At 39.4% G+C, this 14795-nt stretch carries 8 protein-coding genes; all 8 read left to right on the top strand.

Annotated elements, in window-relative coordinates; all coding sequences use genetic code 11:
- Positions 1–441: 441 nt before the first annotated feature.
- The 8 genes from ACFQ21_RS05280 (at position 442) to ACFQ21_RS05245 (ending at position 14792) form a co-directional block, all read left to right on the top strand.
- Entirely contained in the window at positions 442–657 is a 216-nt protein-coding gene (locus tag ACFQ21_RS05280) for a hypothetical protein (RefSeq protein ID WP_377575844.1), read from the top strand.
- 880 nt (positions 658–1537) lie between these two features.
- Positions 1538–5260 carry a hypothetical protein gene (locus ACFQ21_RS05275; RefSeq protein ID WP_377575842.1) on the top strand — a complete coding sequence of 1241 codons (3723 nt, stop codon included), beginning with the start codon at positions 1538–1540 and terminating at the stop codon, positions 5258–5260.
- 8 nt (positions 5261–5268) lie between these two features.
- Positions 5269–7173, top strand: a complete 1905-nt coding sequence (locus ACFQ21_RS05270; protein WP_377575839.1) for a DUF6443 domain-containing protein — start codon at positions 5269–5271, stop codon at positions 7171–7173.
- Positions 7174–7183: 10 nt separating this feature from the next.
- Positions 7184–7600, top strand: coding sequence for a hypothetical protein (locus tag ACFQ21_RS05265; protein WP_377575836.1), 417 nt, complete (start codon positions 7184–7186; stop codon positions 7598–7600).
- A gap of 12 nt (positions 7601–7612) precedes the next feature.
- Complete coding sequence (locus ACFQ21_RS05260; protein ID WP_377575833.1) at positions 7613–13267, top strand: leucine-rich repeat domain-containing protein; 5655 nt, start codon at positions 7613–7615, stop codon at positions 13265–13267.
- 18 nt (positions 13268–13285) lie between these two features.
- Entirely contained in the window at positions 13286–13684 is a 399-nt protein-coding gene (locus ACFQ21_RS05255; RefSeq protein ID WP_377575830.1) for a hypothetical protein, read from the top strand.
- A 60-nt stretch (positions 13685–13744) separates the two neighbouring features.
- Entirely contained in the window at positions 13745–14203 is a 459-nt protein-coding gene (locus tag ACFQ21_RS05250; protein ID WP_377575827.1) for a hypothetical protein, read from the top strand.
- Between the two features lie 61 nt (positions 14204–14264).
- On the top strand, positions 14265–14792 hold the full coding sequence (locus ACFQ21_RS05245; RefSeq protein ID WP_377575825.1) for a hypothetical protein: 528 nt from the start codon (positions 14265–14267) through the stop codon (positions 14790–14792).
- The last annotated feature ends 3 nt before the right edge of the window (positions 14793–14795 follow it).

Raw genomic sequence — 14795 nt, 5'->3', positions numbered from 1 at the left:
TTTTTATGAAAATCAACGGTAAGATTATTTAAATATACACTGGATTCGAAAAAACAACTTACCTACGAATCAAGGAGTTTTGATAAGCTTTTTAAAGCGGCAGGTAAGGAATTGGAAGATTCATCGGCAAATTCGTTCTATGCCCTGCGATATGGAAAATATCATTTTCACATACTGGGTATTTTAAAGATGTGGTAGTAAAAGTTCCTTCGTTATATAAGTAAATTAATAGTCAGTTCGCTAAGTTTGCTAAGGGACTTGTTGCTGAGGTATGGGAAAGATATATATATGAAAGGGGTCAAGTCAGATTTCAAGTAATTAATTCAATCAATAAAAGATTGTATTCATAAATACCTAACCGAAGATAACAAAAAGGCAATTTTAGGAATTCAAGAAGAAGATAGAATATATACTATTCTTGGTGAAAAGAGTATATACTATATGGCTTCATTAGGTACAGAGGGAGAAGTATCACATTCATACTTTTTAAAGATACTCACTCAAAATGCATTGAGCCAGGGAAAGGCTGGAGATTTTGCTTTTGTTATGGGTGAACTCGAACGATTCTGTTTGGTTGAAGGATGCGGGAACAATGAATGCAATTTGGAATACTGTTCTTTTATTAAGCAAGAGGTGAATCGATTTGGAGATGTTTAAGTGTAAAATAATTTTGTTTTAGCTTTTATTGCTGGGATACCATGGTGAGGTATAGAAACAGTTCGATGTATTTTACCTCATGGTGGCATTAATGATCCTCTCGCGGAGATAGTAAAGCAAAATCCGTATAAATACGTAGAAGTATATATGTAAATTCATTTTTGCCGTTGACTAAATTGTGTATTGTAATTTTTAGGATATTTGAAATGGAAATTCTGATTTACGTAACTGCGTCCGTTGTAATCCGGCAATTGTCATGTGGCGCATCGTATTATGGCATGTTGATATAGTGTTGTTGATTTAAGTAAGCCTTCAAATTCCGTCTTGTCTGCATTTATAAATGTATGTAACGATTCTATGGGAACAGGTTTTTTGTACGTGTACAATTAACTTGTTTTATAGAGTATATATAAGTGTACTGCTTGTTGAGGCCATATTTATACAGGTATCTCAAGAACAGGTGGAAGGCTCTTGTCCATGGATGCGAACTTCTTTGTGACTTCGGTAAAGGTCAGGATTATGACTAAAGTCGGTGTTATAAGGGAGATAGTATCTGTAAACAAGTGCTTAAAAAATTTGTGACTCGTCATTTTGGGAAATGTAAAGCGTAAGAGATAATTTCTATTCCCAATAAAAGAAAATGAGAATGCTTGATGCTGCAACATTGATTTTGAAAAGATCAAGCAACAAAGAGCGACTGCTTTGAATTTCGAGGATTTGACCAGAAAACGATGGATTGAGCTACAACGAAAATTTCGAAAACTATAAAAACTAAAATTGGTGCAGAATTTGAAAACCTATTTATTTATAAGTTGAAGGAATGATAATCCGTTTTAAATAAAGAAAGTATTTTAATAATTTCTAACCTGTCTATAAAAATATGCCTCATCTCGTTGAAAGTGTAGGGAACAAATATTGGCGTTGCAATAAATCCAATCGCTATCATTCCAAAACAACGTTACTATTACTTGTATTTTTGTTAACGATGTTAGCCAATACTGAGCTGTTAGCACAAGGCCAGCTACCTAAGATAATACCACCGTCTCCGAACGCGGCAGCGTTAGCTAAATACGGAAATATTCCTATTTCAACATATACCGGCCTACCAAATATAAGTATCCCAATATATGAGATAGCAGCACGTGATATAAAAGTACCAATTTCAATTAGCTATCATGCGTCAGGTATAAAGGTTTCTGAAGAGGCTAGCAATGTTGGACTTGGCTGGGTATTAAATGCAGGTGGAGCAATTAGTAGAAATATTGTCAATAAGGATGATTTCTTAGTCGATCCGAGTGCATATTTGAGTCCATCAAATAATTCTCCTATTATCCCGCAGGGCCCTGGCTTTTCATTCCCTTATACAGCTACTGCCGGAACTACGTTGACATACTATAATAATGGTGGAGATCCGGGTGGTCCTACTCAGCAAACATTAAATCTTTTGGACTATACGTACGGTGCAGACTACGACTTTGAGCCGGATCAGTTCAACTATAATTTCGGTAATTACTCTGGTAAATTTGTGTTAACGCGCGACCGCCAGGTCGTGCTTGAAAAGAAAGAGAAAGTCACCATCAAGTCTCTAACACAAGATGGTTCATCATGGGAAGCAAAAACACCTGATGGGTTTACATATAAATTTTCTGTGTTTGAGTACTTCGTAGATTATAACAATACTCAAGGATATCAGCAAAAGTCAGCATGGTATGTTACTGAAATCATATCACCGCAAAACGAACATGTATACTTTAATTACTCGAATAATGGCACGCAAATGATCAGCCCTGTAGGATCTTATATGGAGACTATCGAGCCAGTAACGCTAAGTTGCACAGGTTCTAATTGTCGCCCACAGTTCGCTTCGCCGCAAACAGGTACAGTGCCGCGTAAATCTTATTCGAAAGTATCACTACAAAGCATTACATGGACACATGGTCGAATTGAATTTGCAATGGTTAATGATCGTCTGGACATAGAAGGTGATCAAAGGCTGGAATCAATTAAGGTCTTTAGAGCGGGCGCAACTGTACCAGAGCAGGAGTTTATTTTTCAGCAGCAGTATTTTCTCAGTGGGAGCATAGGTGGTTTTCCTACTTCTGTATCTGCGGATTACTTGCAAAAGCGTCTCAAGCTTTCGTCCGTTACTAAACAAAGTCCGGCTTCAACTCAAAAAGAAATACACCGGTTTGCTTATTATGAAGATAAGCTATTGCCAGTTAAGAACTCGTATGCAAAGGATCATTGGGGTTATTATAATGGACGCGGAGGATCATCTTTTATTCCTTCTTTTGAGACTATAGGGGGTACTAATCCTCAATCGTTAATTGGGATTATGGGCAAGGAGCGTGATGCTTCTGCTTCAGATATGTATGCCTATAGCCTGAAATCTGTGACATATCCGACAGGTGGTAAGTCCACGTTTTATTATGGAGCCCACGACTATCAAGACAATCCCAATCATCACAATGTTACACTTCCGGAGTCGTGGCAGGATTTTGTCAGTTTTTCCTATGATATATCGCAACGTGGCACTATAGAAGAGAGTACATTTGATATAACTGATGAATTTGTTGATGCCTACGGCCACGTGTTGCCAGTAACTATTGACGCAGCATTCAGATTAAATATTCCTTGTAAAGATCTGACAGCCAATCCTGAAGTATATTTCGAATTATACAATGAAAGTGGCGGACGCATAAGTCGGGTTGATTTAGGACACAGCAGTTGTTCTGTTAACACGGACCAGAACTGCCTTTACTGCGATCGTAGTTCTAGTTCCCAAAGTCCGGTTTTTACTTTTTTGAATACTTATACACTGTATCCGGGTAAGTATACATGGAAAGCATTCATTAACGGTGCAGAGACAAGATTCGAAAATATTATAGCCACTTATGCTTATTGGGTTGATACGGATAAACGTGCGCCTTCCAGTGCGGGTCCTCCTGTTTACTATAGAACTGGTGGCGGCTTACGAATCGAAAAGATCGAAGATTATGATATTGAGACGGCTAAAATAGCCTCAGTTCGAAAATATATATACCGATATAAAACTGATCTTGATGAGAATGGAATCCAGGAGGAACGCTCTTACGGAAAATTGATGGTATATCCGGAATACTCTTACTTTGATGTAAGCAGGCAACAAAACACTGAGCCCGGTATTCCAGAACCTGTAGCCTGTTTAGAGTGTGTTCACCTGCTTCGTCAAGCGGATAGTAGTCTGCCATTGATGAATTCTAAAGGCACTGTTGTGGGGTACGATAAAGTAATCGAGTTATTCGGAGAGCAAGGCGAATTTGGTCGAATAGAGCATGAATACAACAATGAGTTTGATGCAGTAAATCGTTATAAATATCCATATAACCTTGCCTACTTTATAAGGCCGTCAACAGTTGCTACAACTACGAATGATCTTAATGGTCTTCTGAAGAGACAAGTCTATTTTGATGCTACCGGTAAAAAAGTAAAGGAAATTGTAACCAACTATGAATCTAAGTTTCCATCCACGATTTATGGTATTGAAAAAAGAACTATAAAAGTTGATCCGGGATTGGCGATAGGACCAGCTCAAACTATTATGTTGTGTGTATACCCTGCCATACGTTCATCCTTTACATTTCTAGAGTCGTCAACGACTATAGATTTTGGTCCTTCTGAAATTCAGACTTCAAGTGTTAAAACAAGCTATAGTTATGGTAATTCAAATCACTTGCAACAAACGCAAGTAATTAAGGAAGATAAAAGCAGTAAGCATAAGACTATCGTAACCTATACATATCCGGCTGACTATTTAGAATCAGAAAGTAATTCAGTAATAACTTCTATGAAAGGTGATAAGCACCTACATGATAAAATAGTACAAACAACAGTGATTGATGAGGCTCCTAACGGTGATCATAAGGTTGTAGAAAGAAGCTTTACGGAATACCAGGATTTTTCGGGAATCATTTTACCTCAAAGCCAGGTGTTATTGGTTAATAGTAAAATTCTTCTGGAGAACGAAGTCCCTAAATATATACCTGCGGTTTCATACGATCCGGTGCTGTATCGCAAAAGCTATACCTCGCAGTATACATCTACAGGTAATATTTCAAGCATTGCAAAGTCGTTTGACCAGCCTGTTTATTACCAGTGGGGTTATGCAAATACTTATCCGGTTGCAGAAATCAGAAATGCGACAACAGCTGAAGTATACTATAATGGTTTTGAAGATAATGGTACTGATGGTAGCCCTAGTCTTCCTGCAGGAGCTGGTAGTCGATATCGCGCTGGCGGTACATACACCATTCCTTTTACACCGCCGGCTGGACGAACCTATTTAATGTCCTACAAGTACTATAGTGATGGTAAATGGAACACAAGAGTTCTGCCTTTTGCTTCCAATATCAGCGAAGGTTCTCATTTGGACGAGGTAAGAGTCTATCCAATCAATGCACAGCTAACTACCTATACATATGATCCTTTGTATGGGGTTACTTCCATTACAGATTCTAACGGCAAGACAGCGTACTATGAATATGATGCCTTTGGTCGATTATCACTAATCCGTGATAATGAGAAGAAGATTTTAAAAACCTTTCAGTATAACTACCGAAACTAGCGATGTATATGAAGAAAGTTAAATTTGGTTTTGTTGTTTTCATAGGTTTGCTATTGCCTGTTTTTGCGGCTTTGGCACAAATCTCAGGTCCAACACCTGTAAACCTTGGACAAATAGAAACATATAGGTTTTACAATGGTACTACGTATACAGGCTATTCTTGGGGGACTGGAGGTAAAGGGTATATAGTTTCGACAAGTAATGAAGGTGCTAACTTCTATGTAAGGATTCAGTGGCTCGTGGCTGGTTCAGCTACTATCACTTTTTTTGATAATAATCGAAATCAGATGGGAAGCCACTCTGTGACGATTAACGACAATGTATCTACTCCTACAGCAACTTTTACGATTGCGCAGAATTGTAATTCCACTACAGTGACACGTAGTGCAAATACTTCTGGTGTGGATTGGTACTGGCAAATTTCCCCTTCGGGGACGACTACCAATCTGGGGGACGTCAATACCATTGTGCGAACCACTCCGGGACCTTTGTACCTGCGAGCACGATTTAGTGGCACTGGTACATGGAGTTCGGGTTACCAAACTGTCGGCGACATCAACATTGTTACATCAGTAGGGTCACCAACTTCGTCGACCGATGGACACAAAATTTCAAACAGTCCAAGTGTGTCAGTACAACTGCTTGTGTCATCTGTACCGGGGTCAGAATCCTATATATGGTATACTGATCCCACAGGAGGCAATGCAATATATAGCGGTATGTTTGCAACATCGTATAACGCGCAACTTAATGGGAATAAGACTTTCTATATTGAAACGATTAACGGACCTTGTATAAGCACACCGAGAAAAAGCGTCACAGGATACATACATCCTGAACCTATTGTAACGGTTTCCAATGGCGGTAAGCTTTATAATGGGAAAGCAACTCTTACAGTAGATAATTATACTTATGACACATATACGTGGCTGAATTCGTCTAAACAGGCGATTTCAGGAACTACAGGCAATAATTATATAGTTGATGCTGCAGGTACATATTATTTGCAGGTAACAAAAGGGAATTCCCCTCCCTTTACCTCTGGGGCGATAACGGTAAGCTCTATTAACTATATTATAGGAACCGATGTTTTAGTTGATAACGTATATACTACAAACGATGCTCACCAATTGCCCGTTGGTTCCCGAAGTCAGACAACTCAATTCTTTGATGGATTAGGACGACCTCTTCAAAATGTTGCATGGCAGGCGTCACCAAGTAATCAAGATATAATTCAACCAGCGGTGTACGATGCTGCCGGACGTGAGGCAAAAAAGTACCTGCCTGTGACAGGCGGAACAGATGGATGGTACAAAGGAACCAGTACAATAATTGATCCTGCTACAGGAAATTATATTGGAATTGCCCAGCCATTCTATCAACCTGGTAGTGACAATGCCGTGGCTGATGATATTGTACCTTATTCAGAAACGATTTTTGAAGCATCTCCTCTCAACCGACCAACAAAAACGTATGGTGCTGGCAGTAGTTGGGCAGCGCAAAGTACAGCCAATCCGGATGGCGCTGATAAGTATATAGAGTCCCAATATACTGTTAATGTACATGGTGAAGGATTGTTGCCAGAAGAGAAAATAACTGCATGGAAGATAAATTCTTCCGGTTCTTTAGAGAGGGAAATTGCAGTAACAGGAACTATTGAATCTGGCGGATACTATAGTTCGGGACAATTGAAAATTCAGATTACTATTGATGAATCCGGCAACTCTGTACGCGAATACGTCAATAAGGAAGGTAAAATTGTTCTCAAGAAAACGCAGGTAACGGCAGGTTCTGCGAATTTGAATAACGCTATAGATTGGGCACTTACATACTACGTCTATGACGATTTTGGAAATTTAGCCTTTGTCCTTCCTCCAGAGGCCGTTGAAGCTGTTAAATCATCATCTAACTGATATACTATATATGAGTTTAAGGATATTACTATCTATAATATTTGTCTTCACAGGCTTAGCCTTGCATGCACAGAGTATTGTCACTGAGAACCTATCTTGGTATATCTCATCTATGGATGATATTAATAATGGTGAGCGCGTTGCAGCAGAGAACGAAAAACTTATTACGTATGGTGCTGAACGTATAGAATGGCTCAATGCCGATGGGAGTATAAAGCATACCTATTCGGTAAATAATGTAGGGGGAAACTGGGAAAATGTGAGCAGCAGTGGTTCAATTATCTACCAGTTTAAAGATGGCGATCAACTAGGTACAATAACCTTTGAACGTGCAAAAAGTGAAATCATAGTTCGTGTATTGCTTGGTAAAGATGATGCACTACCTGAAATCTATGAAATTAAAATTCTTAAAATTACCACACTATAAATAGTTGGCAAGATGCGATCTACTTTACCTGTTTTTATTTTAACGACTATACTCACCGGAATACTAAATTTTGGTGGTTATGCTAAATCGCCTGCACCTGTTGATGCGATACCGGATGCTGTTGAATTCGCAGCACTTAAGGCTATATATGATAATCTTGGCGGAGCCAGTTGGAAAACAAAGACGAACTGGCCTGCCAGCGGAAGTTGGCCTACATCAGCCACCAGTGCCCAGTTTGGTACGTGGTATGGTGTGACGGTAACCAATGGTGATATTACGAGCATAGCGTTGGGGAACAACAACCTGATAGGCACAATCCCCTCTGAAATAGGAACACTGCAAGCGCTGAATACCATCAACCTGTATAACAATCGCGGTATTACCGGAAGTATACCAGAGTCTATCGGGCAAATCAGTACTTTGAAATATGTATATCTTTATACCTGTAGTCTGGCAGGTACTATTCCTTCATCTTTGTTTGATATAAGCGGGTTGCTATGGGTGTCAGTTGCGGATAATAAACTGAGTGGCAGTATTCCTTCCAACATTGGCAATGCTACGGCACTTACCTATATAGGTTTTCATGCGAATGATTTGACAGGTACCATTCCTTCGAGTATTTGTAATCTGGTTAATCTTACCGGATTGTATCTTTATGAGAATAACCTTACCGGAAGTATTCCATCTGATATTGGGAATCTTTCGAAACTTGTTAATCTTTATTTATACACTAATCAATTAACAGGAGCTATACCATTCAGCATTGGCAACCTTTCAAAGCTTACTAACCTCTGGTTGTATACGAATCAGTTAAGTGGAGACATTCCATCTTCTCTATGGAACATGACCACTTTGGTGGATTTACGATTAAGTACTAACCAGTTAACAGGTGCTATTCCTTCATCTGTAAGTAATCTGGTAAATCTTCAAACGTTCACGCTTCACACCAATAAATTGAGTGGTTCGATTCCTTCTGAAATTGGCAGCCTCACAAAGCTGGTAAACTTATATCTGTATAATAATCAACTCACTGGAACTATACCTTCATCGATCGGTAACCTTGTTAACCTTGTTTACTTCCAGATTCACAACAATAAGTTGAGTGGCAGCTTGCCTTCGAGTTTAGTTAACCTTACCAAGGTGAAATACTTTTATGTTAACGACAATCAACTTACGGGCAACATTCCGGCAGGCTTCTCCGCGCTGAACCAGATGGTGACGTTCTATATCTATAATAATAAATTTAGTGGTGAACTTCCTGCAACTGTTTTTAATGGATGGAATAAAGTAACGGCAATGAATATCTCGAATAACCAGTTTGTCGGAGCATTTCCTTCATCGATATCTTCCTGCGTGGCTCTGGCTAGTATAAATGCACTGAAGAATCAGTTTACCAGTCTCCCTTCCGGGTTACTATCGTTGCCAGTTTTCAACAGTACGAACTTTAGCTATAATGAGCTTACAAGTCTTCCGGATTTTACTACACACGTAAACAAGGCAAACCTATATTTAAATATTTCTTACAATCGCCTCGACTTCGGTACTTTGCAACCACTGGTAGGAGCTGGGTTTCGCTCACTGGTATTAACACCTCAGAGGAATATTCAGGACGTGCTCTACGTGACGGCTGTCATAGGATCATCACTAACTGTACCGGGACGTTCAGGCGGTAGTAATGGAACAATCATTTGGGAGCGACAGCGGGGAGGTGGCGATTGGGAAAGTGTCATTGTTCAAAATCAGGGGCCTACGAATACAAGCTATGTTCGCAATGCATTTGCTGCTGAAGATGAAGGTATATATCGTATTAGAATGACGAATACTTCCTTTGCCGGAATTACGATTGCAAGTGAGCCGATTAAGGTTAAAACTGCAATGAACCTTGCTATCGACAACTGGGGTTTCCAATATAAATATGACGGACGCAGACGTATGACACATAAAAAAGTGCCGGGTGCTGACTGGGTATATATGGTATACGATGAACGTGATCGATTAGTGATGACGCAGGACGGAGAGCAACGCAAGAACAATCAATGGCTTTTAACTAAATACGATGCTTTAAATCGTCCGATTCTGACAGCAATTTATACTCACAGCGAAGCAATTGATCAAGCTGGGATGACCTCTCGCATCAGTACAAGTGCGTTCTATGATGCCTTTGATGGTACAAGTACTTTTCACGGATATACCAATACTGTGTTTCCAACGGATCTAACAAAGCTTAATGTACTTACGGTAACGTATTACGATTCGTATGATTTCAAGAATGTCATCAATGACGAAAGATATAGCTATAAATCGGACGAGCTGATAGATCAATATAAATACGATGCAGCAGGGAACAGCTTCTTTGGCGTTATTGGTCAAGTTACCGGAACAAAAAGCAAAGTATTAGGACAAGGTAATTATATAATTACAGCATCCTATTACGATGATAAGTATAGAGTGATACAAACCGTGTCCAATGACATGCATGGGAGCACTGATCGGATAACCAATCGATATGATTTTGCCGGAAAGGTAAAGGAATCTAAGACTACACACACTGATTACGCTATTACATGGACTAATGTGGTTGGTACGGCAACTGTTAATAAATTGAACAATACACTGAGTACAACGGGAAGTGGTTGGGTATCAGGTGCATCTTCTCAGGAGATTTTGCCAGCTGGTCAGGACGGCTGGATGGAAGTGACAGTTTCTGAACTTGGAAAGAACCGGATGGTAGGACTTGCTTCATCGGATCCAGATGGTGGATATAGCAGCATTAACTATGCGTGGTATATGTATAGTGGTACTAACCCAATGTGTATATATGAGAGTAATAGCCTGAAATATCAGGCTGCCGGCTTAGCTACAGGCGATATTCTACGTATTGAGCGAAAAGGGACAGCGATCATCTACCGATGCAATGGTAGAAAGATTACGCCAAACGTAGCTTCAGCGCAATCAACCAGCGACCTACGTATAGACGCTGCGTTGAATATCACAAGTGCAACTCTTCAGGACGTACGTGCTTCGTTTGCAGCGCGCGCTACCAGTGTAACAAAGACATTTGAATACGATCATGCAGGTCGATTGCTAGAGGTATGGCATCAGGTGAATGCTTCACCGAAGGTATTGCTTGTTAAAAATGAGTATAATGAACTAGGTCAATTAATCACGAAGAAGCTTCATTCAGAAGATCAAGGAACCAGCTTTAAGCAACATGTTGATCTGCGGTATAATATTCGCGGCTGGCTTACGCGTATAAACAATGCAGACCTCACACCGGAAGAGACCAATGATCCACGTGACCATTTCGGAATGAATCTTGCCTACAATGAATCTGTCGCGACATTGAATAATTCCCCGCAGTTCAATGGAAATATCTCAGCAATGCGTTGGAGTAATAATCAAGGTTTTGATGATGTAAAGGAGAATGCCTATGCATATACTTACGATGCTATGAACCGGATTGCCGGAGCAAACTTCCGTCAGAAACACGCTTCGAATTGGGGACTCCCTGAGCATAAAGATGCAAACGACAATACTGTAACCAGCGAAGCCTTTACGGAAGCCGGGTATAAATATGACCTGAATGGTAACTTACAAGAACTCTCCAGGAAAGGTAAAGATGGTATATCCATGGATGTGCTTAGTTATGACTATGGCACGGGGGCAGCAAAGAGTAATAAGTTGCTAAGTGTAAGTGATGCCGGTGATATACGACAAGGCTTTACCGATGGAAATATAGGCAGTGATGACTATACCTACGATAACAATGGCAGCATGAATGCCGATAAGAATAAAGACATCAGCGCCATTACTTACAACCATCTGAACCTGCCACTACAAGTAACGAAAGTTAGTGGAGATTACATCAAATACTTCTACGATGCTGGTGGCAGAAAGCTATGCCAACAAGTATACACGAGCGCAAGTGTATTGACGAAGCAGACTGATTATGCAGGCGAGTTATTTTATGAGAACGATACATTGAAGTTCATCAATTATGAAGAAGGTCGTGTGGTGATGACAGGGACAAGTCCTGAATATCAGTATCACCTGAAGGATCACCTGGGCAATGTTCGAGTAACATTTACTGCTAAAGTAGAAGTGGAGAGCCCGGTAGCGACCATGGAGACAGCGAACGAAGGAACAGAGCGCAATGACTTTTTATACTATGACGAGGCTGTAAAAGTAAACTTCGAATTGTTTGATCACACGAATGCAGGCACAACCTACTACTCGACTCGTCTCAACGGTACGGCTAGTGAACGAACAGGCTTAGCCAGATCATTGAGTGTAATGCCGGGTGATGTGGTCAAAGCTGAAGTATACGCTAAATACCTGGATACCAACACAGCTAACTGGTCTACGGCCGTTACGAACCTGATTGCTTCGATCGCCAACGGAACAGCAGCAACATCGGGAACATACGTGGATGGCGGTGCTATAGGAAGTATCGGAGGAGCAGTGAACCCATTTGCAGGCCTTCTTAGCAAGACAAATGAAACAGGCACAGGACCAAAAGCTTACTTGAACTACATAGTCTTTGATCGCGATTACAATGTACTGGATGGCGGCTTTGTGCGATTGACAGAAGCAGCCAAAGAGAGCGGCACAGACGTGCCTCATGAACTACTCTCCAAAGAGCTTGTTATAGAGAAACCAGGATATGTTTATCTTTACCTGAGCAATGACAACGTGGCTTTAGGTGGAAGCTCGGTAGAGGTATATTTTGATGACTTTAACGTAGAGCATACCAAATCGCCTGTTATTGCAAGTCAGGAGTATTATCCTTTCGGGTTGACGTTTAATGCTTACTCTAAGGAAAATTCAATGCCAAATCTTTATCAATTTAATGGGAAGGAAAGACAAAATGAACTTGATCTTGACTGGTTGGATTATGGGGCAAGGATGTACATGGTAGATATAGGCAGATGGGGTGTTGTGGACCCGTTGTCTGAAAAAATGCGAAGACATAGTCCATACAATTATGCCTTTGATAATCCAGTTAGGTTTATTGATCCTGATGGAATGAGGCCTGAAGGGGCAAATCGCGAAGAACAAAAGGGAAATGGTATTACTGTATCAAGGAAAAGATTCGATAAAGATCATAATGAGTTAAAAGGTTTAAAAGGTTTTTTTAAGCGGGCAGCAAGCATAGAAACTACTGTTACAATAAATGGTGCGAAGATTTTTAATAATTCTGATACTAAACTTACCGGCGAGCAATTAAAGCATGCAGGAGAGATGATGGTGAAGGAGATTGTTGATACTTGGACTGTTAAACTATCTGAGTCTGGTAAGAACGTCAGCACAACTGTAAAGTTCGAGGGAGATATAGAGGTCATCAACGATAAAAGTCAGGTAAAGAAATCTGAATTTTTAATAACTGTTAATAATAATGGAGAAAGTGCCCCAATGACACATGGGTCCTTTGCAGGTACTCGGCGAGGTTCTAACCATATTGGGATGGATGTGGGTGCAGTAGGGTATTTTTCTTCGAACTCCACTGCATTAAAGGGCTACAGTAATGGTCGGACAGCGGCACACGAATTTGGTCACGTAGGTAATCTTGGGGATAGATGGTATAAACCTGAAGGAGGTATAATGTCTGATTCAGGTCACTCCCCTCCAGGATTTGGAGAATTATGGAATTTTTTCCGAGGCAGATAATTTCTAAAATATAATTTCATGCGCTGCATATTATTTTTTCTCATTCTTCTATGCTCCTTTGAAGCGTTTGCCCAAAGAGATTCTATCACCGTATATTTTCTTGGTTATAACAAGAAAGGAGAGAGTTATCGGGTGTATAATGATGACAGATTGGTTCTTGATGTTAAAACAAGCGACTCCTTCATGTATTCATTTAAAATTCCTAGGGACACTTCTCTAAAAAGCGATATGGTTGGTTTTAGGTCCATCAAAGTTTATAAAAGAAAATTATTGGGTTACCGTGTAGTAGGACCAGTGACTGTCTATCAAAATAAAAAATACTTCGTGATTAGACGTAGTCCTCTTTTGAGAAGAAAGTTTTCAATTGAATTTTTTTGGACGGATGATGAACCTAGAAATCCATATTGGCATCCCTAATTACTTAAGTAATCATGATACGACTTTGAAACGAGAAGCGGGGTGGCGGTTAAACTTTTTATGAAGTATATAAAATTAATAATTCCATTGATTTTCATTGCTTGCTCAAGTACGTCTAAGATTTATAATAATAAGGCAGGTAGGGTGCATACTTTCATAAGAAAAGGGTATTTCAGTGGAATCACATATCTAGTGATTGATAAGCATGATTCCATTAACGAGGGGTTAAAACTACATTTTGATTGCGAATGCGATAATTGGAAACAAGGGTTATCAAAAGAGTTTAAGTCTTATTACTGGAAGGCTGTTACCGATACTATTCAAGTATGCAAGTTCTATGATTATGAATTGAGTGGTTCACTGACCAAACCAATGCAGTTTTTACCAATAACAAGAGAGGAAAGTTTATTACTTGAAAAGGCAATTTCGTTGTCTGCTGAATCATGCTGTAACAACGCCAATAAGCCAGTTGGTAAAATAATAGGATTCGTTAGAACAGATATTAAGGTTAAAAATTAATGAAGGAAGGTTTAAAAGTGATGCTGTATTGCAGAATACAATAAACCTATCTTTTTCTGCTATGAAAAAAGTATTTTGGATTATACTCCTTTTGATCTTTATATTACTAGTCTATATAGTATACCAATGGAGATATATTCATACAACTAATGATATGCCGTATAAAAATCTTAGCTATTTTGGTACGGGAGGTTGTTTGATTTATGCTAACATAGAATATGATGGGGTTATCTATCCAGTGGTACAAACTAATATCTTTATGGTAGAGCGATTGTCCATTAGGAATAAATTTGTACGCATGAATTTGTATCCTATATATTTAAAGGAAGCTATTAAGCATGAATGGAGTATAAAGGTTGATAAAGAATTATTTGATGAATTTAGTTACGATATAGTAGATAGAAAGTTAATTGCTTTATATAGTAAAATAGATTTTAAGACTGATACAGCTATACTTAAGGGAGATCAAATTGCTGAAAAATTCAAAGGAGAACATTATAAAGCAATATTGTACGTATTGCTTAGACAAGGAATAAACTGTTGTATAGCCTGTGAATCCGGAACTATTTTTATAGGCTCGGATCAGTAAAGG

The organism is Ohtaekwangia kribbensis (assembly GCF_042676245.1).
GTDB lineage: Bacteria > Bacteroidota > Bacteroidia > Cytophagales > Cyclobacteriaceae > Ohtaekwangia > Ohtaekwangia kribbensis.
This window is presented reverse-complemented; position numbering and strand designations above follow the sequence as displayed.

Coding starts and splice junctions, on each gene's coding strand:
- ACFQ21_RS05280 (WP_377575844.1), top strand. CDS start 442: ATGGCTTCATTAGGTACAGAGGGAGAAGTATCACATTCATACTTTTTA.
- ACFQ21_RS05255 (WP_377575830.1), top strand. CDS start 13,286: ATGCGCTGCATATTATTTTTTCTCATTCTTCTATGCTCCTTTGAAGCG.
- ACFQ21_RS05275 (WP_377575842.1), top strand. CDS start 1,538: ATGCCTCATCTCGTTGAAAGTGTAGGGAACAAATATTGGCGTTGCAAT.
- ACFQ21_RS05245 (WP_377575825.1), top strand. CDS start 14,265: ATGAAAAAAGTATTTTGGATTATACTCCTTTTGATCTTTATATTACTA.
- ACFQ21_RS05250 (WP_377575827.1), top strand. CDS start 13,745: ATGAAGTATATAAAATTAATAATTCCATTGATTTTCATTGCTTGCTCA.
- ACFQ21_RS05265 (WP_377575836.1), top strand. CDS start 7,184: ATGAGTTTAAGGATATTACTATCTATAATATTTGTCTTCACAGGCTTA.
- ACFQ21_RS05260 (WP_377575833.1), top strand. CDS start 7,613: ATGCGATCTACTTTACCTGTTTTTATTTTAACGACTATACTCACCGGA.
- ACFQ21_RS05270 (WP_377575839.1), top strand. CDS start 5,269: ATGAAGAAAGTTAAATTTGGTTTTGTTGTTTTCATAGGTTTGCTATTG.